Here is a 22,098-nt window from a genome sequence, read left to right as displayed (position 1 = left end):
GGAGCGATTCCCATGACCCGTTACGCCGCCCCAATCAACGACGTCCGCTTCGCGCTCAACGAGGTGCTCGGCGCCGATGCGCTGTTCCAACGCCTGCCCGGCCTCGAATCGGCCACGCCCGACATCGTCGACGCTGTGCTCGAGGAAGCAGCGAAATTCGCCGAGCAGGTGCTCGCACCGATCAACCACAGTGGTGACCAGGAAGGCTGCCTGCTCGACAAGGCAAGCGCGAGCGTGACCACGCCGAAGGGGTTCAAGGAGGCCTATGCGACCTACGTCGACGGCGGCTGGTCGACCCTGACCACGCCGGAGAAGTTCGGCGGCCAGGGCCTGCCCGAGACGATCGGCGCGATCGTCAAGGAGTTCATCGACGCGGCCAACGTATCGTGGGGCAACTTCCCGATGCTTTCGCACGGCTCGGTCGAGGCGCTAAAGGCGCACGGCGAAGCCTGGCAGCAGGAAGTGTTCCTGAAGCCGATCACGGATGGCCGCTGGACCGGCACGATGTGCCTGACCGAACCGCATTGCGGCACCGACCTTGGCCTGCTGAAAACGCGCGCCGAACCGGCCGCCGATGGCAGCTACCGCGTCAGCGGCACCAAGATCTTCATCACCGCCGGCGAGCACGACCTCACCGAAAACATCGTCCACCTCGTGCTCGCGCGCCTGCCCGACGCGCCGCCGGGGGTGAAAGGCATCTCGCTGTTCATCGTGCCCAAGTTCAAGGTCGACAAAGAGGGCAGGGTCGGCGAGCGCAACGCGCTCGCGGTCGGTTCGATCGAACACAAGATGGGCATCAAGGCGTCGGTTACCTGCGTGATGAACTTCGACGGTGCCGAAGGCTGGCTCATCGGTGCACCGAACAAGGGCCTCAATGCGATGTTCACCATGATGAACACCGCGCGTCTGGCGGTCGGCGTGCAGGGCCTTGGTTTGAGCGAGCGCGCCTACCAGAACGCGCTGGCCTATGCGCGCGAACGCCTGCAGATGCGTGCCCTGACCGGGCCGAAGTTCCCCGACAAGCCGGCCGATCCGCTGATCGTGCACCCGGACATCCGGCGCATGCTGCTGACCCAGAAGGCATTCACCGAAGGCGGTCGTCTGCTTGCTCTCTACGCCTACCTGCAGCACGACATCTCGACCCATTCGGCCGACACAGCAGAGGCGAAGCGTGGCGACGAGCTCGTTTCGTTCCTCACCCCGATCGTCAAGGGCCTGCTGACCGAGCTGGCCCAGGAGTGCACCTACGACGCCGTGCAGGTTTTCGGCGGCCACGGCTACATCGCCGAGACCGGCGTCGAGCAGTACGCGCGCGATGCGCGCATCACCACGCTCTACGAAGGCACCACGCAGATCCAGGCCAACGACCTGCTCGGCCGCAAGGTGCTCGCCACCGGCGGCGCCGGCCTCAAGCACTTCCTCGGCGAGATCTCGGCGTTCTGCCAGGAGCACGCGGCCAACCCGGACCTCGGCGAATTCGTCGCCCCGCTCGCCATCGTGACCCGCGAGTGGAGCGAGCTGACCCAGGAAATCGCCAGGAAGGCGCAAGCCAACCCCGACGAAGTCGGTGCGGCCGCGGTCGACTATCTGTTCTATTCCGGCTACGTCGCGCTCGGCTACTTCTGGGCACGCAGCGTGCTCGCCGCAACCACGTCGGCACAATCGACCGACTTCCGCGAGGGCAAACGCCAGACCGCGCGCTTCTACTTCAGCCGGATCCTGCCGCGCATCCACAGCCACGGCGCGGCGATCCGGGCCGGAGCCGATACGCTCATGGGCATCTCCGATGTACAGTTTGGCTGACCACGACAACTGACACGGAGCCGCGCCGTGGACACCGAAGCCGACCTGCACATCCGCCTGGCCGACGTCGACGACGACGCCTTCATCCTCGGCCTGGTACCGCGCTTCGTCGACGGCTTCGAACTGCCGAAATGGCGACGCCGCGGCGAGTACCTGGAAGGCATTCGCCGTGACATCGTCCGCCACCTGAGCGAGCAGCCGGCCGGGACCCATGTCTTCGTCGCCGAGAACGACGACGGCGAGCGCGTCGGCTTCCTGCATCTGCATACCAACATCGACTTCTTTTCCGGCGCGCCGAACTGCCACATTTCCGACCTCGCCGTCGCCGACGGCCACGACGGCAAGGGCGTCGGCCGCGCCCTGCTCGCCTATGCCGAACGCTGGGCGCGCGAGCACCGCTGCAAATACCTCGGCCTCGCCGCGTTCCCGGGCAACACGCGGGCCATAGCCTTGTACGAGGAGTTCGGCTTCGGCGTCGAAGCGGTGCGCATGGTCAAGCCATTGCGGTAGGGATGCTCCGCAGGGTTTGCCGCATGCCCCGTCGCCCGTTGTCGCCTTGGTGACACCCATAGCCGGCATGACGGCGATGGGGGTTCCCGGCCACAAGGTGTTGCAAATCCGCCATCGACTTGGTCTATGCTGCGCCAGCTTCGCAAGCCGGCCATGTCCGCGCATGCCGCGGATCCGGCCCCATCGAGGAGGACCGAATGCAGGCAGTCGCGCGCACGATCGGTGACATCCACGCCACGCGCGTGCTCTCGCTCGACGCGAGCGGGCGCATCATGGACTGGATCTCCTGGCAGGATGCGACCTGCCTGTACGTGCGCGGGGCGGTCGCCTGGACCCTCGGCGACCCCTGTCTGACCATCCATGGCGGCATGAACCGGCTGTCCGGCCGGCAAAGCGTGCTCGAACTGCACCCGATCGTCGCCAGCACCGGCCATGCGCGCCTGCACGGCATCGACCCGGCACCGGCGCTGACCAATCCGGCGCTGTTCGCGCGCGACCGCATGATCTGCATGTACTGCGGCAACCACTTCACGCGCGGCGAACTGACCCGCGACCATGTCGTGCCGATCTCCAGGGGCGGCCGCGACATCTGGCAGAACGTCGTCACGGCCTGCCTGCACTGCAACGTGAAGAAGGGCTGCCGCACGCCGCAGCAGGCGCACATGCCGCTGCTCGCCGTGCCGTACCGGCCGAGCTGGGTCGAACACCTGATCCTGTCGAACCGCAACATCCTCGCCGACCAGATGGAGTTCCTGGTCAACCACCTGCCGAAGGACCGCCGGCCGACCTGAATGTGTCACGTCGCGTCCTCGGATGACCCGGCCGCGATTCCGCGTTCAGGAGTTGACCAGGAAGTCAATGGTTGCCAGCCCCCCCCCCGCATTAGCTAAAAATTCCGACCGGTTCGGTCCGGACGATGCAAGTGCGGCCCGAATCGGCGGCTTTTGCCACGGCAGAGCATGCAGGAGTCATTGGAGCATCGTATACAAACAGGACTTTACACATGGATCTCGGAAAATCATTGTGTGTTCTTATTTTGCTCGCCTCGTCGACGACCGCCCTTGCGGCTGATGTCCCTTGCGAGGGATGCAGCTACTCCCAGATGTCCTCCAAAGCCATCCAGCTGGGGAAAGGGCAACATCGGATATTCAGCCTCTCCACGAACTCGGTTCATGGATTCAACGTGGTTTGCGAGGGCGATGTCATTGAAAGCATCGGACCGGGAACCCGGATTGGGAACCGTTCGTCGCAGGACAGCGGCGGCAAGCTTGTCCCACATGCAAGCGTTCAATCCGGACCAAGCTCATGTCCGTTCGGTGCCCCGTTGCGCGCCGACGTCATGGAACTTTCCGCAGGCGCGATTGCCGCATTCAATGCGGCGCATGACTTCTATGTCCTCAACGGCAACAATGCATCCGACATACAAGTCGATTATCGAGGTAACACGGGTGTCGGTCTGGAGGGCGACTCCGTTTACGGCGTCCTTTCCGACTACCAGATAAGAACGAGCCTGCTTGACAATCTCGAGCAATCGAATCAGACGGTCACAGCCTACTTGATGGCCGTTGCCGCCATGGTTGCTGGCAACTTCAACGTCCTCAGCAGCACACTCTTCATCGATATCACGTTCAAGGATGGATCGAAGGTGACCGTGGTTTTCAAGGTGAATGAGAGAAAGTTCGAAGTCGTGAAGAACTCCGCAAGAAATCCCAATGGATCCGCTGTCGTGGAAGGCAATGCAGCCGGATACCAGGGAAATTACCCCATGAATGGCAACGATCTCGCCGCCTATCTCACCTTCCTCAGGAGCATGGGCGTGACCATCACGAGCGGCTCGACCAGTGGCAGTCGCATGATCTGCTCGTGGGATGGAACCAAGCTCACCTGCACCGTCGTACCGAACTGATCTCGACGGACGAAGCACCCCACCGCCGGCACGGGCCAACCGTGTCGGCGATCGTCCAGCGGATGGCGCGCTCCATCGATTCGCGCGTACCGGCTTCTCGCTCGGAACGCAGCCCAAGATCAGTTCCCATCGGAGACTCCCGCCAGCCATAACATCAGCCACAAGCGCGCAGTGTGTGGCGTCGAGCTTGATCAGCCAACCTACCGGCCCCGCCTGCCTGCCACGTGCCCGGCTGCTTCCTTGCTACGCACCGCCGGAAGGCCGAAAATGACGGTCCGTTGACGGCCGCCCCTGATGATCGACCCCAATCGCTATCCGCGCCTCGCGCGCATCGAGACACCGGCCGACCTGCGCTGCTTCCCCGAGTCTGAGCTCGGCGACATCGCCCGCGAGGTGCGCGAGTACCTGATCGAGTCGGTGGCCTCGTCGGGCGGGCATTTCGGCGCCGGCCTCGGCGTGGTCGAGCTGACCGTCGCCCTGCATTACCTCTACGACACGCCCGAGGACCGCCTGGTCTGGGACGTCGGCCACCAGTGCTATCCGCACAAGATCCTCACCGGCCGCCGCGACCGCATCACCACGATCAAGAAGAAGGACGGCCTCGCGCCTTTCCCGCGCCGCGACGAAAGCGCCTACGACAGCTTCGGCGTCGGCCATTCCTCCACCTCGATCGGTGCCGCGCTGGGCATGGCGATCGCCGCGCAACGCAAGGCCGATCCGCGCCGCATCGTCGCCGTCATCGGTGACGGCGCGATGACCGCCGGCATGGCTTTCGAAGCGCTCAACCACGGCGGTGACATCGCTCCCAACATGCTGGTGATCCTCAACGACAACCAGATGTCGATCAGCGAGAACGTCGGCGCGCTGACCAAGATCCTCGCCCGCCTGATGGCCAGCCGCACGCTCAACCGCCTGCGCGAAGGCAGCAAGCGCATGATGCGCCGCGACGGCCACGCCTGGCGCTTCCTCAAGCGCTGGGAAGAACACGCCAAGGGCATGTTCATGCCGAGCACGCTGTTCGAGGAATTCGGCTTCCATTACACCGGTCCGGTCGACGGCCACGACCTGCCGCAACTGCTGCACGCGCTGAAGACGCTGCGCGAGCTCGACGGTCCGCAGTTCCTGCACGTCATCACCACCAAGGGCAAGGGCTACGCCCCGGCCGAGAACGCGCAGATCGACTACCACGCGGTCGGCCCCTTCGATCCCGAAAAGGGCCTGGCTAGGAAGGCCCCCGGCAAGGCCACCTACACCGACATCTTCAGCGACTGGCTGTGCGACATGGCCGCCGCCGACGAGCGTCTGCTCGGCATCACCCCGGCGATGCGCGAAGGCTCGGGCCTGGTGCGTTTCTCCAAGGAGTATCCCGACCGCTACTTTGATGTCGGCATCGCCGAGCAGCACGCGGTGACGCTCGCCGCCGGCATGGCCTGCGAGGGTGCCAAGCCGGTCGTCGCGATCTACTCGACCTTCCTGCAACGCGCCTATGACCAGCTCATCCATGACGTCGCCCTGCAAGACCTCGATGTGCTGTTCGCCATCGACCGCGGCGGCGTGGTCGGCCCGGACGGCGCCACGCATTCCGGCAGCTTCGACCTTTCCTACCTGCGCTGCATCCCGAACATGGTCGTCATGGCGCCAGCCGACGAGGCCGAGTGCCGGCGCATGCTGAGCACGGGCTTCCACCACCAGGGCCCGGCTGCGGTGCGCTATCCACGCGGCAGCGGCATCGGCATGGCACCCGGCAGCGACCTCGACACCCTGCCGATCGGCGAAGCCGAGTTGCGTCGGCGCGGCGAAGCGATCGCCGTGCTCGCCTTCGGCGCCATGGTCGCCCCCGCCGAGAAGGCCGCCGCCGCACTCGGCGCGACCCTCGTCAACATGCGTTTCATCAAGCCGCTCGACGCGAAGCTCGTGCTCGAACTCGCGCGCACCCACGCAGCGATCGTCACCGTCGAGGACAACGCGATCATGGGCGGCGCCGGCGCCGGCGTCGGCGAACTGCTCGCCGCGCACGGCATCGCCCTGCCCCTGCTCCACCTCGGCCTGGCGGACGAATACCTCGAACACGCCAGCCGCGAGGAACTCCTCGCCGAATCCGGCCTCGACGCCACCGGCATCGAGACCGCGATCCGCGCACGCTTCGGTGCGCTGATCCCGCAGGCGGCGTTGCGCAGCGCGGGGTGATCAGCCTGTCCGGCGTCGCCCTTCGGATGTCGGTCAGGGCTGCAGCTGCAAGCGGTTGTTGGCGCCGGCAAGGTTGCGGTTGAGCGTCAACCACAGTTCGTTCGCGCCAGCGCGCAGCGAAGGAAAGTAGTCGGCATCGGCCGTGAGCAGCGCGCCATTGAGCCGTACGGAAGCGGGATAGGCGCTTGCACCGCGCACGATGATCAGCGGATTCCGGAGCGTGCCGGAACCCACCGCGATGTTCGCATCGAGCGCGTTTCCGCTGGCGACGAAGGTCAACGCGCCATGCACCGGATCATTGCCTGCCGGCTGGTAGGCCATCGTGTCGCTGCGGCCGGGGCCGGCCGGGCCGCTGCTGGCGACACTGCCGACGCTGGTGCTCAAGGTCAGGGTCTGGCGGGTTTCGATCTCGCTGCGCTGGGTCTCGATCGGGCTGGTGCTGTGTGCGCCGAGCACGACGTAGAGCGCGTAGCTCTTGCGCGGATAGCCGGGTGCCGTGGCCACGACGCCATCGTGGACGCTGTAGCTGGTCTGGCCGAGGAAGCCGTACGAGGTGCCCCAGGTCAGGCGCGCATTGCCGTTGGGTGTGGACGGACCGATCGAATAGGCATTGGCCTGGTAGGGCCAACTGTCCTGCCAGGGCATCACGTAACTGCCGCCGGCATTGCCCTGGGCGCTGGTCTTGTTCCAGAACGCGGTGATGTCGTGATAGAACTGGTTGCGCGCCCCGGCATCCTGCTGCGTCATGGTCTGGCTCTGCACCAGACCCATGGTCGCGTTCGTCGAATCCACCCAGAGCTTCACGTAGGGCACGGTATTGGGCGTGTTCCACGTCCACTGGCTGTTCAAGGTGAGAGGTGCCGTGGTGCTGGTGAACTGCCAGCGATCGCCCCAGGCAACACCACTGATGTTGCTGGCACCCACACCGTCGATCGCAAGCTCGCCATAGGGCGCGCGTGAATCATCGAACAGGAAGTTGGCCGGCAGCGCGCTCATGTCGTAGGTGATGGCCCACAGCGGGTTGTCGCGACCGGTGGAAAACATCCAGTCGATGGTGACAGGCACCGACGTGGATGCGCCGCCGGGCGCGGGACTGCAGCGGCGCGGGTAGCTCTGGGTGAAGCGGAAGATTGCGTGGTGGCGACCCTCGAAAACGCGCTGGAACGCGCCGGGGAAGCCATAGCCGAGCGGTGAGTCGTTGCCATTGCAGCCGCCACCATTGCTCGGCCAGGCCGAATGCGAGACGACGTAGCCGAAGCCGCCCTGTCCTGCATTGCCGTAGTTGGTGACCCCGGCCACGCGGGTGGAGTCATCCGGCATCTGGTAGCGGAACTCGCGCAGGGCACCGCCGCGATTCTGCGAACCGCCGGGTGCGACCGGACCGAACTGGCCATCATTGTGTGCGAGTACGGCGACGCGTGGCTTGTTCGACGAATCACGCCAGGTGAAACGATCGCTCAGCATCGAGGCCACCGTGACATCACGCTCCTGCACCAAGCCGTTCACGGCCGCTGGCGCACCATCGAAACCGTCGGCGAACACCAGGTCGTTGCCGCTCCCACCACTGGATTGCAGCGAGACGTCATCGAAATACACGGCCGGCTGTGTCCCGGCCAATGCGCTCTGGATGTCGATGCGGTCGTAGTCACCGTTGTAGGCCAGCGGCGCCTGCGTGATCGGCACCGTCACTTCGCGCCAGGCGTTCGCCACTGGCGCACCGCCGGCAATGAAAGCGTTGAGATTGGCTTGTGCGGCAACCACGCAGGTGCCGGTGCCGCAATTCTTCTGCAGGATCAAGGCCAATGCCTGTCCGCCGCTGGTGCCGCCATGGATCCAGAAACGCAGCACCGGAAAATTGGCCGTGGAAAGTGCGCCGGTTTCGCGCGTCATCGAAATGGCGTTGTAGTTGTTGCCGGTCAGGGCAATCGAATGGGTGCCGCCGTGCACGGGCGCAGTATTGGCGAAGTTGCTGCCACCGCCCCAGGACCAGTCGGCGAAGCCATTCTGCAAGGAGTCGTCGTAGACGATCAGCGCCGCGTTGCCGGTCGGGGCAAGATAGGGCGCCAGCCACGCCATCTGCGGACGATCGACGGTGAAGTTGTTGGTCGGCTCCAGCGTCAGCATGTACTCGCCCCACCACGGCCCGGCCGCCCACCACGCCCAACCGAGCCAGACATCGGCATTGGCTTGGAGGTGATCCAGCGCACTTTCCACCGCGTTGCGGCAAGGGATGTTGTTGGCGCCGGCCAATTCGGCAAGAAAACCCTTGTAGCCATGCGTGCGCAGCCATTGGGTGACACCCTGCAACTGGTTGGCGCCGGTGCCGGCCGCACTTTGGCAAGTCGAAGAACTGCCGCTGTAGTCGGCATCGAAGTACTGGTGCAGCTCGAAGGCGAAGTTGTTGCCTGGATCGACCACACCCGTCATCACCTGGGCATTTGGCGTGCCGTACCAGTTCTGCGACCAGGCATGTGCGCCGGTCCAGGCATTGCCCGGCACCAGGATCAGGTGTGTGGAGCCGGTCGCACGAATCGCCGCAATGGCGGCGTTGGCCGCCGCCAGCCATTGTTCGGTCGGCATGGTATGCGGTTCGTTGACCAGGCCGAACACCGCCTGTGGAACGTTGGCATAGTGCTGCGCGAGCTTCGCCCAGAAATCGCCGAACTGCGCATGCGGCACCTGCGGCGAGCCGACCAGGTTGCCGTGATAGCGCGCATAGTTGTGCGGGTTGATGATGACCTTCATGCCGAGGCTGGCGGCATGGTTCACCACGGTATCCAGCCCGGCCAGATAGGTTGCATCCAACGGACCGCCGAGCGTCAGTTGCAGGCGTTCCCAGCGAAACCCGAGGCGGATCGTGGTCATGCCCTTGGCATGGAAGTAGTCCACTTCCTGCACGGTGGGAAACGTGTAGTCGACGCCGTACTGGCCGGGCAGATTGCCCTCGCCGAACTCCGCGCCTGCCAGATTCACTCCGCGCATCGGCAATGCCGCCTGCGCCGCACCTGCGCCGATCAAGCACGCAAGGATGCCCGCAATCCATTTCCCCGACATCGGCTCTCCCCCTGCATTCGTCCCAGTGCTCGGAGCATCCCCCGGCCCCGAAACCGCGCATGTTAGGGCTGCTCTGATCAACCCCGCAACGGCGTCATGACATCCGCAAGGGTCGCAGCGGGGTGCGGGCGAGGGTGACGCGTTCGCGTTGTTCGAGGTCGCGGGCGGTGGCGATCTCGGTGTAGGCGTTTGTGCTGAACAGGGCACGCACCACTTCACCTTGCTCGAACCCATGCTCGACGAGCAGCCAGCCGCCGGCTTCGAGGTGGGCGCGTGCCTGGGCGGCAATGCTGCGGATGGCGTCGAGGCCGTCGTTGCCGGAGGCGAGTGCGGATACGGGTTCGAAGCGCAAGTCGCCCTGGCCGAGGTGCGGGTCGGCGGCGGCGATGTAGGGTGGGTTCGAGACGATGACGTCGAAGCGTTGCGCACCGAGTGCGGCGCACCAGTCGCCGCCGGCAAAGCTGACGTTGGCGAGGCCGAGGCGTTCGGCGTTGGCGCGCGCGACGGCCAGTGCGGCGGGGCTGGCGTCGGTGGCGACGATGCGCGCGCGCGGTCGTTCGCTGGCGATGGCGAGTGCGATCGCGCCGGAGCCGGTGCCGAGGTCGGCGACGGCGCAGTCCTTGTCGACGGGAATGCGTTCGAGTGCGAGTTCGACCAGGCGCTCGGTTTCGGCGCGCGGGATCAGCACGTCCGGCGTGACGAGCAGATCGAGTGTCCAGAAGCCGCGCGTGCCGGTCAGGTAGGCGACGGGCCGACCACCACGGCGCGCCTCCACGAGACTTTCGAAACGACGCTGCGCGTCGACATCGACCCCGTCCTGTGCGTGTGCATACAGCCACGCGCGCGGACGCCCGAGCACGTGGCCGAGCAGGAGCTCGGCCTCGTGGCGGGCATCGATCTCACCGGACGATGCAGCCGCGGCGACGAGATCGCGGATCGTCGCCACCCGGGTCAACCCCCCGGCACGGGTGGCGGCGGCGGCACTTCGGCGGTTTCGATCGGCTTCGGCTCGCTCCAGCGACGCCAGTAGCCGCCTTCCGACCAGGCCTTGAAGCCGCTGCGCAGCCAGCCGACCACGGCCCAGGCCAGCCACAGCGCCCACACCAGCATGACGATGTTGTAGACCCACAGCGGCAGCGAGACGACGCTGGCCACCGGCAACACGTCGCCGCTGCGATCGGCGAACCAGTGCAGGCTGCGTGCGTAGGAGTCGTAGCCGCTGACGACCATGTCGGGTTCGCCGAGCAGGCCGTTGTGGATGCTCGCGAACAGGCACACGAGTGCGATCACGGTGAGCGCAACGAGGCCGAGTTGGCCGAGGTTGAACACCCAGTTCTTCGCCGCCGCGCCAAGCCTGCGCGCCTCGAAGGCAAACAACCAGGCGACGACGAAAGCCAGCGCGATCCACGAGAATGTCGAGAAGCCGAGGCCGAGCAGCAGCCACTGGTGCAGCTTCAGCGGCGAACGCCGCCAGCGCGACAGCAGCACGGCGACGACGATCATCACCGCGAGTTCGCCCCAGAACAGCACGGCCGGTCCGACCGCTGGACCTGATGCGGCAAGCAGCCAGCGGTCGCGCGGCAGTTGTGCGCGCAAGTCGATGTTCGCCGCCGGCAGGCCGAGCGAAATCGCCGGCGTGTGCGCGCGCAGGCCCGGTTCGGTGGTGCCGCGCAGGCGAACCTCGATGGTCTGCGCACCTGGACGTACCGGCACGCTCAAGCGCTGGTCGATCGGCCGCGCATTGACGGCGACACCATCGACGCTGACCGCGAGCACGTCGAAGCCTGCCGGCAGGTCGATCACCTGGTCGCCACCCTGGCTTGCGCGCACCTGCAGCCGCAGGGTGTGCGTGCTGGCGCGCTTGCCGAACTCGCTGGTGAGGTCGACCTTGTCGATGGCGCGCGTGGCCCCGGCGGCAGGTTCGGGCCGGCGCACCTTCAGGGTCAGCGTTTCACCGGGCAATGGATGGAACTCGAAGCGACGATAGTCGGCGGCATCGGTGACGGCCATGGCCGACTCCGGCACGCCACTGAACTCGACGTGCCAGGTCGGACTGACCGCAAACTGCCAGACCTCGGCGCGCTCACCGAGCGATGGCGCGGTCAGGCTCAGCGTATCGGCCTTGTCGAGCGTCGAGTGCCAGGCCATCTCGCGCGCATTGCCCGGCAGCGAGACCGCGACCTTGCCGTCGCGCACGCGCAGGCGCGCATCACCGAGGTGTTCGCCAGCGAGGATCGGCACATCGACGGTGAAACCGCCTTCACGCGGCGCTACACGCCGCACCTGCGTGGCCACGCTCCAGTCGAGGTCGAAGCTGATGTCGCGCACCACGCGCACCCAGGCCGGGAAGCTCTGCGCGCCATCCGTCGGACGCGCCGCATCGGCATCGCGCGCACGCGCGATCGTCAACGTGTCGGCGAGCAGGCGACCATCGGCGAGACCACTGGCCTGCCAGCGATCGCCGCGGTAGACGACATGGCGAGGCGGCAGTGCAAAGGCGAGATCGACCTTGTCACCGACCGCGGCGTACACGAGTTCGACCTGATGCACGCCGCGCTCCAGCGCGATCCACGGCTTGCCGCCGAAGCGGACGAGACTGGGGTTTGCGCTGCCGTCGATGTAGGCCGCGCGCAAGGGTGCAGCACGCTCGTCGAGCGGCACCGGCAAGGCCACGCGCGCTGCCGCAACATGCGCTTCGAGTACGACGCGAATCTCCTCGCCGCGCGCCGACACCTCGGCACGCGCGAGACTCGCGCAGGCCGGCGCGCACGGTGGTGCTTCAAGCAGGCGAGCGCGCAACTGGTCGAGCAGGTGTTCGGGCGGATAGTCCTCCGCCTGTACCGGCGAGCCTGCGACGAGCAGGCCGACCAGCAGCAGCGCGGATGCACTCGTGACCGTGCCCACGCCGCGACGCGACCGGGCGATACCAGCCAGCAGGCGCCAGCCGAGCAGGCCGACCAGCACCGCCAGCACGATGCGCAGGCTGCGCACCAGCCATGGCGGCGCGACGACGAGGCGCACTTCCTGCGCCGGCAACACCGGCCCGCTCCACGACAGCGTGTAGCTGTTGCCGAGCCGCCAGCCCGGCTCGCCCCCACCGGTCTGCACGACGGTGTTCTGGCTGTACTTGGCCATCTGGTCGGCGCGGCGGATGCGCGAGCCGGTGACCGTGACCTGCTCGCGTGTGGCGGTGTCCTGCACGCGTGAACTGCCGACCTTGCCCGCACTCTCGACGTCGGGTTCGGTCGGCATCGGCTGTTCGACAGCGATCATGGGTATCGCCGGTGCCGGCATCGGCGTCTGTGGCATGGCGAGATTGGCGAGCGCAGGCCCTGGCCCGAAGCCGAATCGTCCTTCCAGTTGCGGATACAAGGCCATGCGCACCTGCTGCGCGGCGAAGGGCAAGGCGATGAAGGCGAACACGATCAGTGCGGCAATGCGCAGCGCGCCGAGCACCCGCGCGAGGCGCAGGCCAGTCGGCAGCGCACGCACGACGAGCCCGAATGCGAGCACGAGCAGCAGGCTCCACACCGGCGCACCAGGCTCCTGGTAGGCAAGCAGCAGGTACATCGCAGCGAGCACGCCGCCGACGAGGCCGAACAGGCGCGCGGCGAGCAGCGCGATGATTGCGGCAAGGAAAGCATCGAGCAGGGTCCAGCGCGACAGCCAGCTGCCGACGGCGCGATCGCTGCCCGGCGCGGCGACGAGGCGATGACCGTACGGCAGGTGCAGGGTCGTGGTGACCTGGTCGAACACCTGCTGCCAGCCGGTCACCGGCAGTGTGCCGGCCGGGGCATCGATGCGCAGACTGGCACGCAGATCGACCTGCGGGGTGCGCCACTCGGTGCCGGTCAGGCCTTCGCCCTGCCCGCGCGTGACCAGCAGCGATTCGTCGTCGCCCTCGACACCGCTGCCCGCGCGCTGCAAGGCATATGGCGCGGCCGCGTCGAAGCGCCAGCCGCTCTGCATGGTTCCGCTCACACGGTCGCGCGCGAACCAGCCGGCGCCGGAGAAGTCGAGCCAGGCTTCGCGCACCAGGACAAGCCGGTTCGCCTCGGCCGGATCGAGTCCGCGCGAGCGCACCTCGATTGCCAAGGTGCCGCCATCATCGAGCGCGAATGCCGGCAATGCCTGCCAGTCGTTGGGTACGTTGGCCTGACGCGGATCGACCTGCACGGCGCCGCTGACTCCGGTCACGCGCAGCGAGGGCATCGCCTGGTAACTCCACACCTCCTGGCTCGCCCACTGTTCCGGCACGCGCGCGACCAGACGTTCGACCGGCCTGATCGCGCGCGCGATCAGGCTGATTTCGTTCGACCCCGGCTGCACCTGCACGCGCAGCATGCCGTCTTCGTCCAGTCGCGCGGGCCAACGCGTGCTGGACAGCGCGACCGGCACGAAACCTTCCGGCAACGCCGGACCGAAGCGTTCTTCGCGCGCCTGCCCGGAAGCATCGATCGACACGCGCGTGGTCAGCTCGCCCGGCACGTTGTCGGTGAACCTGCGGAACACGGTCAGATCGACGCTGTCGGCCTCGACCGCGCCACCCTGCGCGCGGCCGAGCGTCAGGGCCTTGCCCGTACGCTGCACCGGCAACACCGGCCTGCCGTCGACGCTGAGCGCGATCGAGGCGATCACCTCGGGTACGTCGAGCGACTGCGGACGCTCATCCCAGTCGATGCGCGCGCGCAGCTCGTGGCTGCCGGCGCCAAGCCAGAGCATCGGTCCCTGGCGGTCGACCACGACCGCAGGCCGCCCACCGACCGTGACCCGCTGCGGCCAGTGCTGCGCATTGCCGGGCAGCGGCACCCAACCTTCCGCGGCCAGCTGCCAGCGTTGCGTGATGGCGACGCCGCTCGCATCCGCAGCCAGTTCGAGCACGCCGGGCCATTGGCAGAGGTAATCGTCGCGCTGCGCCCCGTTGCGGCCGGCGATCAGCGGACAGGCACGATGTTCATGGCCGTTCAGAACCCACGCGCGCCAGGGTTCGAGCGGTGCCGGCACGACCGGTTCGGCGGCCTCCACCGTGACGGCCAGCAACAGGATCGAGATCAGCAGCCATGCACGCATGATGGTCCCTCCACTTCGGAACGATGGCGATGCAACGCGACGAGGAAGTCGCCGGGGTTTGCTCAATGGGCGAGCAAACGCCAACCCTGTTCGAGACAGGCCAGCACGAAACCGGCGAGAAAGAACAGGTAGCTGTAGCGAAGGTAGCGGTACTTGTGGCGGCGCAGATAGGTGCCGAGCGAATAGATGTCGGCCACCCAGGTCGCATACGGCACCCCGCCCGGCATCAGCACGCGGTTCATCTCGATCAGATAGCGCTCGCGCGAGAGTTCGGCGAAATGGCCGAAGAACAGCAGGTTGAAATGCGGCGGCAGGGTTTCGTCCGTGAGACGGATCGGCCGGTACTTCGGCAGCACGGCGAGGATCGCCAGCAGCAGGGCGACCAAGGTGAAACCGGCGAGGATCAGCACGCCGGTGCGCAGCTCGGGGTCGTTGACGCGACCGAGCGACAGAGTCAGCACGATCGACGACACGGTGATGATGATGTTGGCCTTGGTGTCGGCCATCGCCGACAACTGCACGTGGTGCTGCTGGGCCGTGCGCAACACATTGTCGGCCGTGTTGCGCTCGGGGATGTCCGAGTAGCTCAGCGGAGCCTTCACCGGGTCGGCCATGCCTGCGTTCCGTGGTCGAGATGCGACGCATCTTACCGGCATGGGGCGGCTATTTGACCTCGAACTCGCCGACCAGCACCGTTTCGCGCTGGTCGCGCAGACGCAGGATCACCGACTGCTCCTGCTGTCCGGGGCGGCCGAAGCCGGTGAAGAAGGCGAGGCGCAGCGAGACCGTGCCCGAAACGACCTGCTGGCGGTTGCCGTAGTAGTTCACTTCGACCCTGTAGGTGCCCGGGATGGCGCGCTTGAGCATGAACTCCTCGGGACCGTAGCCGGCGGTCAGGTCGGCCGACATGCGTCCACCCTGGTGGGTCAGGCGATGGCCGTAGAAGGCGCGCTCGCCGTGCGGGTCGGTGACCCAGAGGTCCATGTCGGAGTTGTCGGCGTCCCAGCTCAGCACCACGCGCAGGTCGACCGGCAGGTTGCGCAGCAGGCGCGCGTCGTAACGCGCGGTATCGATGCCGGCCTTCGTCGCGATCAACGCGTTGAGCTCGGTCAGCGCGATCAGGCCGACTTCGGCGAAACGCGGATCCCACGGCCGCGCGGCGACTTCGTACAGCGCGTCGGCGGCCTTCTGCGTTGTGCCGGCGGCGGCGTAGGCCAGGCCAAGGTCGCGGAACGACTGCGGCTCGAACGGCGCCAGCTCACGCACCTCCTCGAACAGCGGCACGGCCAGTGCGGCCTGGTCCGCCTGCAGCAGGCGATAACCGAGGATGCGCAGCACCTGGCGGTTCTCGAGCTCGAGTTCGGCAAGATTCGACAGCACGCGCAGGGCCAGCGCATCGAGCTTGCGCTCGAACAGCAGGTCGGCGACGTCGAGGTAGAAGGCGCTGCTGTCCTGCCAGTCCACACGCTCGTCCAGATAGGTCGCGTACAACGCCTTGGCATCGGCTTCGCGCAGGCGCGCGATGTACGGCGCGTCGGGCGTCCATTTCTTCAACGCGATCGTGGCCTCGACCGGCGCGGGTTGTCCGGGCGCGGCAGCGGCCACATCGGCGCGACGCATGCGGCTGCCCGTGACCTGCACGGATTCCAGCCGTTGCTCGTCACGCGCCGGCGCGGCGGACGGTGGCGGCGAAGGCGGCGGTGGCGGTGCGCCAGCGGCCATCGGCGCAGCCTCGGCGAGGACCGCGTGACTCTGGCGATACGCTTCCCCGGCAACCTTCTGCAGCGGCGGCTTCGTCTTCTGGAAGTCGCGATTCCACCATGCGAGCTTGTCGGCATACTGCGCGGCGATCGTGTCGAGGTGGGCATCCCTGTCCTTGCGCTCGCGCACCTGCTCGCGCTCGCGCAGGGCGAGATATTCGCCGCGCAGCGGCGCCGGCGGCTCGATGCCGTGGCGCGCGTAGTCGGCCACGGTGTCGAGCACGATCAGCGAGGTCTCGCGTGTGACCAGGCCGAACTCGAGGCCGAGGCGGCGGATCGTGGCGCGATGCAGGCCGCGTTCGCCTTCGAGGCGTTCGATGCGCTGGCGCGCCCACAGTCGCGCCGCGAACGGTACCGATCCCGGCTCCGCCTCGACCGCCGCAGCCAGCGGAATGTTCACCACGCGCTCCCCGCGGATCGCTTCACGCACGCGCACGCGCAACTCGCGCGGCGGTTCGCCGGTAATGCGGCCGTGCAGGCGCAGACGACCGCGCGACCAGGCTTCGGCATCGGCGACGATGTCGGCATCGCCGGCCGCCTCGATCGCGAGGATCGTCGCCGTCGTCGTCAGCAGCGCGCCGCTTGCCGCCTCGAGGCCGCGCGTGAGATCGACCACGACGCCATCCCGCGCGAGCCGGCGCAGCACGGCACGATCCGACGAGGCCGAGGCGTTGACCGGGATGATGCGTGCCTTGGCTTGGTCGAGGCCGGCCGGCAGCACGCCGGTGCCGTAGTTGGCGTGGCCGTCGGTGAACACGAGGATTTCGTCGAGCGTGGCGTCGATCTTCCAGGCGGCGAGGTTGGTCGCACCGTCGTAGACGGTTTCCTGCAGGGCACGCTTGAGGGCCTGCCAGTCGCCGTCGCGGATCGTGTAGCGGCCACCATCCTCGACCACGTCGCGCACGCGCACGAGCGCAACCTCACCATTGCGCATCTCCCTGAAATACGCATCGAGCAGGCTGAACTCGGCCGCGTGGTCGCGCTGTCGTGCGGAGGCGGAGCTGTCCCACACCAGACCGACACGCGACGCCGGCCTGCGTGCAAGGCGCGGCAGTGCGAGCGGCAGATCGGCATACAGGTAACGTGCGCCGTTCCAACGTTCGACCAACGCCGGCGCCGGTGTGTCGGCACCACCATCAGGCACGGCGAGTTCGACCCAGCCGCGCGCGACGAAATCATTGCGGCGGACCGTGGCGCGGTAGCGCGTGCCGACCGCTGCGAGTTTCAGCGCACCGTCGAGGCCGTCGGCACGCGTCAGCACCGGCTTCTGCGCCGCGTTTGCCACGTCGATCTCGAGCGCGAACGAAGCCAGCTTGTTGGCCTGGGCGAGCGGATAACGGTACGACCACTGGCCGTCGCGGCCTTCCAGCGCCTCGCTGATCCAGACCACCACGCGGCGCGTGCCCTTGGCCGGCAACGGATACACACGCAGGCGGAACACGTTGCCGCCGGCCGTTTCGAGCAGGGCCGGATCGACGCGCCGGCGGATCGTGTCCTCGAACACCTGCTTGCCTCTGGCCTTCTCGACCGGCACGGCATCGCGCAGCACGCCGTCGATGTCGAGCGCGAAACCGTCGACCGCCTGACCATCCAGCAGCGGGAACACGAGTTCGCCTTCGAGCACGCGCGCGTTCGGATTGACGAACACCATCTCGACGCGCGTGCGCGCGAGTCCGCCGACGATTTCGGCGCGCACGTCGAGGTCACGCAGCGCGACCGGCTCACCCCCGTCGCGCAGCTCGACCCGCGGCGGCGGTGGCGCGACGATCGATACGGCATGCAGCGGCACGGAGGCTACGAAGAGGAGCGTCAACAACAACGCACGCACCCGCACGGAAAGGATCGAAGGCAGGCTCATCGGCAAGGCTTCCCTGGAAATGCGAACCGCGGCGCGGCCCGTCGTGGTGGCATGCAACGAAGATGCATCGCATGCGGGGTTGGAGGGAAGCCACAGCCTCCCGCAGGAGCCCCTTCAAGGGCGATGTTTTTCGGCGCGATGCAAAGAAGAAGCATCGCCCCTGAAGGGGCTCCTACGCGGCGAGCGCCTCGAGCGCCAAACCATGCAACCCCGGCGGCCCCGCAAGCGCACTCGAGAGTGAAAGATCGACCTTGCCGCCATCGAGGGCGGTAAACACGCCGCCGGCTTCGCGCACGACGACGACGAGCGGGGCTACGTCGAGGATGTTGAGGTCGGATTCGATGACGAGGTCGATCGCGCCGCGGGCGAGCAGGTGGTAGTGCAGGAAATCGCCGTAGCCGCGGATGCGACCGCTGCGTGCGACGAGGCCGGCGAGTGCGTTCCAGCGCCGCGGATCGCAGGCCAGCGACTTGAGGTTGCCGGTCGAGATCGCTGTCGCCGGACCGAGTTCGCGCGCACCGGATACTCGGATCGCGCGCCCGTCGCGCCCGTTCGTGCCGAGGAAAGCGCCACCGCCACGCGTCGCCCAGGTGCGTTCGCCGTATTCGCCGGCCGCCGACACGCCGAGCACGAGTTCGCCTTCGTGCATCAGCGCGATCTGGGTCGAGAAGAACGGATAGCCACGCACGAACGACTTCGTGCCGTCGATCGGGTCGATCAGCCAGAGAAAGTCGCTGTCGCCTTCGCGGCCTTCCTCCTCGCCGTAGTAGGCATGGCCGGGAAACGCCGCGCGCAGCACGCGCTTGATCGCCGCCTCGGCCTCGCGGTCGGCTTCGGTCACCGGCGTGGCATCGGCCTTGGTCTCGACGGCAAAGTCACGCGCGCGGTAGTGCGCGCGGATGCCGACCTCGGCGGCATCGGCGGCGGTGTGCGCGGCGACGAGGGCACGGTCGAGAAAGGTGCGTGCGAGAGTCATCAGAACAGCTTGAACAGCTCGCCACGGATGACCAGGTGCGAGGAACCATCCGCTTGCGGCTGGCCGATGTAGCGCAAGGCCTCGCTTACGCGCACATCGTCGTTGCGCGCGGACAGGAAGGCCTCGGCATCGAATCCGGCGGGTGACACGGAAAAGCGGCCTTCGACCGCGAGATCGCCGCGCCCGTCGTCTGCGAGCGTGCCGGCGATGCTGCCATCCGGCCTGGAAGCGAAATCGGCGAGGATGTCGGAGAAGCGCGCCTCGGCGCTGCCGCTGACACCGGCCTCGGTCCAGCGCGCCGTGCCCGCGGCATCGCTGACGCGACCATCGGCGAAGGTGGCCTTGCTGAAGGTGCCGGTGACCGCACCGAGCAGGCTCAGCGAGGGGATGTCGAGCGCCGGCGCGAACAGTGCGGCCGGCACGCGGAAACGCACGTCACGCGCCTCGATGCGACCGCTTCCGGTACGTTCGAGCACGCCGGAACCGTCGATGTCGGCACCCTTGATGCGCAGGTCGGCGACCACCCGGCGGCTCAGCAGCGGCGCCTTGTCGATGCGCCAGTCGAGTTCGCCGAGATCGCGGCCGAACACGCTGATGCCATCGGCGTGACCGTCCCAGACCGTGCCGCGCACGCCGACCAGGCTGATCGGACCGGCCTTCGGCGCGATGTAGCGCCAAGCCACGTCGGCCGGCATCGTCCACGCGACCACGACAGCAACCACCAGGGCCAGCACGAGCAGGGCAAACAGCCACTTGATCAGTTTCATCATCGGTTCTTGGGCGAGGCGAAGGCGGGAAAATGCACGATGCTCAAGGTACATCCTCGAGCGTTACGCGGGCGTTGACGAGGCCGCTCGAGTCGATGCGGTCGGCCGAGAAATCCGAAACCTGCACGCCATGTTCGCGGGCGAGGCGTTCGATCCAATCGATGATCGTGTCGAAGGCGGCGAACTCGAAGCCGGCGCGCACGCTGCGTGGGCCGACCGGCTCGATGCGCTTGAGCACGCCATCGAGGCCGCCACTGCGCGCGCTGGCATCGGCCAGGGCGAGCAGCGACTTCCCCTGGCGGTCGGCACGCGTCTGCGTGCCTGCGTTGCGCAGGCGTGCGATTTCGGCCGCCGAGGCGCGCACGAAGGCGAGCTCGCGGCGCGCCTGGTCGAGGCGCTCGCTGCGCAGGTCGCGCTCGACACCGAGTGGATGCCAGGCAAATGCCCACAACAGCACGCCGACAACGACCACCGCGCCGATCTTGAGGATGCGCTGGTCGCGTGCGCTCTGTGCCTGCCACCAGGTCGCGATCATGGCGCCACCGCACGGATGCGCAGGCGACCATCGGTCGCGTTGTCGATCGGGTTGGTCGCGGTCAGTTCGGCGCCGAGGCCGGGCGTGGCGGCAACCTGCTCGCGGATGCTGTCGAGTGTCTGTACATCAGGTGCGCGCAGGTTGATCTCGAGCATCTCGTTGCGGAACTCGAGGCCGCGCAACTGCACGCGCGTGGTCGCGCCGAGGATCGGCGCGATGCGACCGAGCAGGCGCAACAGGCCACTCGAGGCATCGCCACCGCGCAGGCCTTCGAGGCGCGCGCGCATGACCAGTTCCGGCGGACGCGCGCGTTCGGCCGCGCCGAGGTCGGGAAAGGTTTCGGCAAGGCTGGCCGCGCTGGCCGCCTCGATGCGATCGAGGCTGCGACCGAGCTGCACGACCTCGACGATGCGATGCGCGAAGGCCATGACGACCACGGCGGCGGCGAGAGCCGCCGCGCGCCACCACCAGCGCTGGCCGCGCGCCTGGCGCTGGCGACCGGCGAACTCGCCATGCAGCAGGTTGAGCGTCGGTGCGCCGAGTTGGCGGGCGAAGAAGGCGAGCGCATCGCCGACACCGACCTGGGTGCGCAGGTCGACCGCCTGGATCGGTACCGGTGCCGTGTCCTCGCCGACGACATGCACGTCTAGCGGCGTGTCGAAGCCGGCGTCGCGCACCCGTGCAAGCCAATTGGTCGCGTCCCCCAACGGGCAGGCGAATGCGGTCCATGGCGCCAGCCGCGCGATCACGCGACCGTCCTCGACGAGCAGGCTGGCCGGCGCCAGGGCCAGCGATTCCGGCAGCATGACATCGGCGCGGATGCCGTCGGCTGCGAGACGCTCGATCCATTCGCGCAGGCGGGCGCGCGCAACCACGGCGATGCCGGTATCGCCATCGGCCATCGGCACGGCGGCGAAATGCAGGTCCTCGACATTGCCGAGCAGGTTTTCCTCGACCGCGTACGGCACGGCCTGCAGCAGCTGCGTGCGATTGCGTGCGCCGATCTTCGCCTGGGTCAGCAGCACATCCTCGGCCGGCACCAGCACGATGACCTCCTCGGCTGCGGCGAGCACGGCTGCAGGCGGCTTGCCCTGCGCGCTCGCATGCGACGCCCGCGCGTCCACCGCCAGGCGTCGCCAGGTCAGGCGGCCGTCACTGGCGAGGCGGATGAGGAGGCGTTCGGACATGCGGGGCATTGTATGAGAAGCCGGGAATGGAGAACGGGGAACGGGGAATGAATAGAGCCAACGCAGGAAGAGATTCCCGCTTCTACCATTCCCTATTCCCTATTTCCCAAAAAAGAAGGAGTCGGCCGATAAGCCGGGTTCTGTCGTGGACAGTCATTCCTCTGGGCCCTGCGTCGCCGCAGGGCTCGAGCGACCAACCCGGGAGCGACGCGGGCAACGTCATGACTCCCCTATTCGGTCTTGCTCCAGGTGGGGTTTGCCGTGCCGTGCGGCGTTGGCCCCGCACGCGGTGCGCTCTTACCGCACCGTTTCACCATCACCACGCACATCTTGCGATGCCGTTCGGCTGTCTGCTCTCTGTTGCACTTTCCGTCGGCTCGCGCCGCCCAGGCGTTACCTGGCACCTTGCCCTGTGGAGCCCGGACTTTCCTCGGCACGCAATGCGTGACGCGACTGCCTGGCCGACTCCGCCGCGGAGTGTAGCG

At 67.4% G+C, this 22,098-nt stretch carries 14 protein-coding genes and 1 other RNA gene; 5 read left to right on the top strand and 10 right to left on the bottom strand.

Features of this window, described 5'->3' with window-relative positions; all coding sequences use genetic code 11:
* Nucleotides 1-12 precede the first annotated feature (12 nt).
* The 5 genes from KF907_RS06970 (at nt 13) to dxs (ending at nt 6,406) form a co-directional block, all read left to right on the top strand.
* Nucleotides 13-1,803 (top strand): acyl-CoA dehydrogenase C-terminal domain-containing protein, encoded by a 1,791-nt coding sequence (locus tag KF907_RS06970; protein ID WP_291219287.1) that lies wholly within the window; start codon nt 13-15, stop codon nt 1,801-1,803.
* A 27-nt stretch (nt 1,804-1,830) separates the two neighbouring features.
* Nucleotides 1,831-2,313 (top strand): GNAT family N-acetyltransferase, encoded by a 483-nt coding sequence (locus KF907_RS06965; protein WP_291219285.1) that lies wholly within the window; start codon nt 1,831-1,833, stop codon nt 2,311-2,313.
* A gap of 197 nt (nt 2,314-2,510) precedes the next feature.
* On the top strand, nt 2,511-3,104 hold the full coding sequence (locus KF907_RS06960) for an HNH endonuclease (RefSeq protein WP_291219283.1): 594 nt from the start codon (nt 2,511-2,513) through the stop codon (nt 3,102-3,104).
* Between the two features lie 212 nt (nt 3,105-3,316).
* Nucleotides 3,317-4,219 (top strand): hypothetical protein, encoded by a 903-nt coding sequence (locus tag KF907_RS06955; protein WP_291219282.1) that lies wholly within the window; start codon nt 3,317-3,319, stop codon nt 4,217-4,219.
* Between the two features lie 294 nt (nt 4,220-4,513).
* Nucleotides 4,514-6,406: a 1-deoxy-D-xylulose-5-phosphate synthase gene (gene dxs / locus KF907_RS06950; protein ID WP_291219281.1), complete on the top strand. Its 1,893-nt coding sequence runs from the start codon at nt 4,514-4,516 to the stop codon at nt 6,404-6,406.
* A gap of 33 nt (nt 6,407-6,439) precedes the next feature.
* Here the strand turns inward: dxs and KF907_RS06945 are convergent, their stop codons facing one another.
* The 10 genes from KF907_RS06945 to rnpB all read right to left on the bottom strand — a co-directional run bounded on the left by KF907_RS06945 (nt 6,440) and on the right by rnpB (nt 22,082).
* Nucleotides 6,440-9,379, bottom strand: coding sequence for a glycoside hydrolase family 5 protein (locus tag KF907_RS06945; RefSeq protein ID WP_291219280.1), 2,940 nt, complete (start codon nt 9,377-9,379; stop codon nt 6,440-6,442).
* Nucleotides 9,380-9,554: 175 nt separating this feature from the next.
* Complete coding sequence (gene prmC / locus KF907_RS06940; RefSeq protein ID WP_291219279.1) at nt 9,555-10,406, bottom strand: peptide chain release factor N(5)-glutamine methyltransferase; 852 nt, start codon at nt 10,404-10,406, stop codon at nt 9,555-9,557.
* A 5-nt stretch (nt 10,407-10,411) separates the two neighbouring features.
* Nucleotides 10,412-14,530, bottom strand: a complete 4,119-nt coding sequence (locus KF907_RS06935; protein WP_291219277.1) for a hypothetical protein — start codon at nt 14,528-14,530, stop codon at nt 10,412-10,414.
* 62 nt (nt 14,531-14,592) lie between these two features.
* Nucleotides 14,593-15,144, bottom strand: a complete 552-nt coding sequence (locus tag KF907_RS06930; protein ID WP_291219276.1) for a Pycsar system effector family protein — start codon at nt 15,142-15,144, stop codon at nt 14,593-14,595.
* 49 nt (nt 15,145-15,193) lie between these two features.
* Nucleotides 15,194-18,148 carry a VIT domain-containing protein gene (locus tag KF907_RS06925; RefSeq protein WP_291219275.1) on the bottom strand — a complete coding sequence of 985 codons (2,955 nt, stop codon included), beginning with the start codon at nt 18,146-18,148 and terminating at the stop codon, nt 15,194-15,196.
* Between the two features lie 172 nt (nt 18,149-18,320).
* Nucleotides 18,321-19,124, bottom strand: a complete 804-nt coding sequence (locus KF907_RS06920) for an inositol monophosphatase family protein (protein WP_291219274.1) — start codon at nt 19,122-19,124, stop codon at nt 18,321-18,323.
* On the bottom strand, nt 19,124-19,891 hold the full coding sequence (locus KF907_RS06915; protein WP_291219272.1) for a type II secretion system protein N: 768 nt from the start codon (nt 19,889-19,891) through the stop codon (nt 19,124-19,126). Before KF907_RS06915 ends, KF907_RS06920 begins: the two co-directional genes overlap by 1 nt.
* Nucleotides 19,892-19,934: 43 nt before the next feature.
* Nucleotides 19,935-20,426, bottom strand: a complete 492-nt coding sequence (locus KF907_RS06910) for a type II secretion system protein GspM (protein WP_291219270.1) — start codon at nt 20,424-20,426, stop codon at nt 19,935-19,937.
* Nucleotides 20,423-21,613 carry a type II secretion system protein GspL gene (gene gspL / locus KF907_RS06905; RefSeq protein WP_291219268.1) on the bottom strand — a complete coding sequence of 397 codons (1,191 nt, stop codon included), beginning with the start codon at nt 21,611-21,613 and terminating at the stop codon, nt 20,423-20,425. The genes KF907_RS06910 and gspL overlap by 4 nt, the downstream gene beginning before the upstream one ends.
* Before the next feature lie 113 nt (nt 21,614-21,726).
* Nucleotides 21,727-22,082: RNase P RNA component class A (rnpB, locus tag KF907_RS06900), an RNA gene on the bottom strand.
* Nucleotides 22,083-22,098 lie beyond the last annotated feature (16 nt).

It is taken from the genome of Dokdonella sp., from assembly GCF_019634775.1.
Taxonomy (GTDB): domain Bacteria; phylum Pseudomonadota; class Gammaproteobacteria; order Xanthomonadales; family Rhodanobacteraceae; genus Dokdonella.
This window is presented reverse-complemented; position numbering and strand designations above follow the sequence as displayed.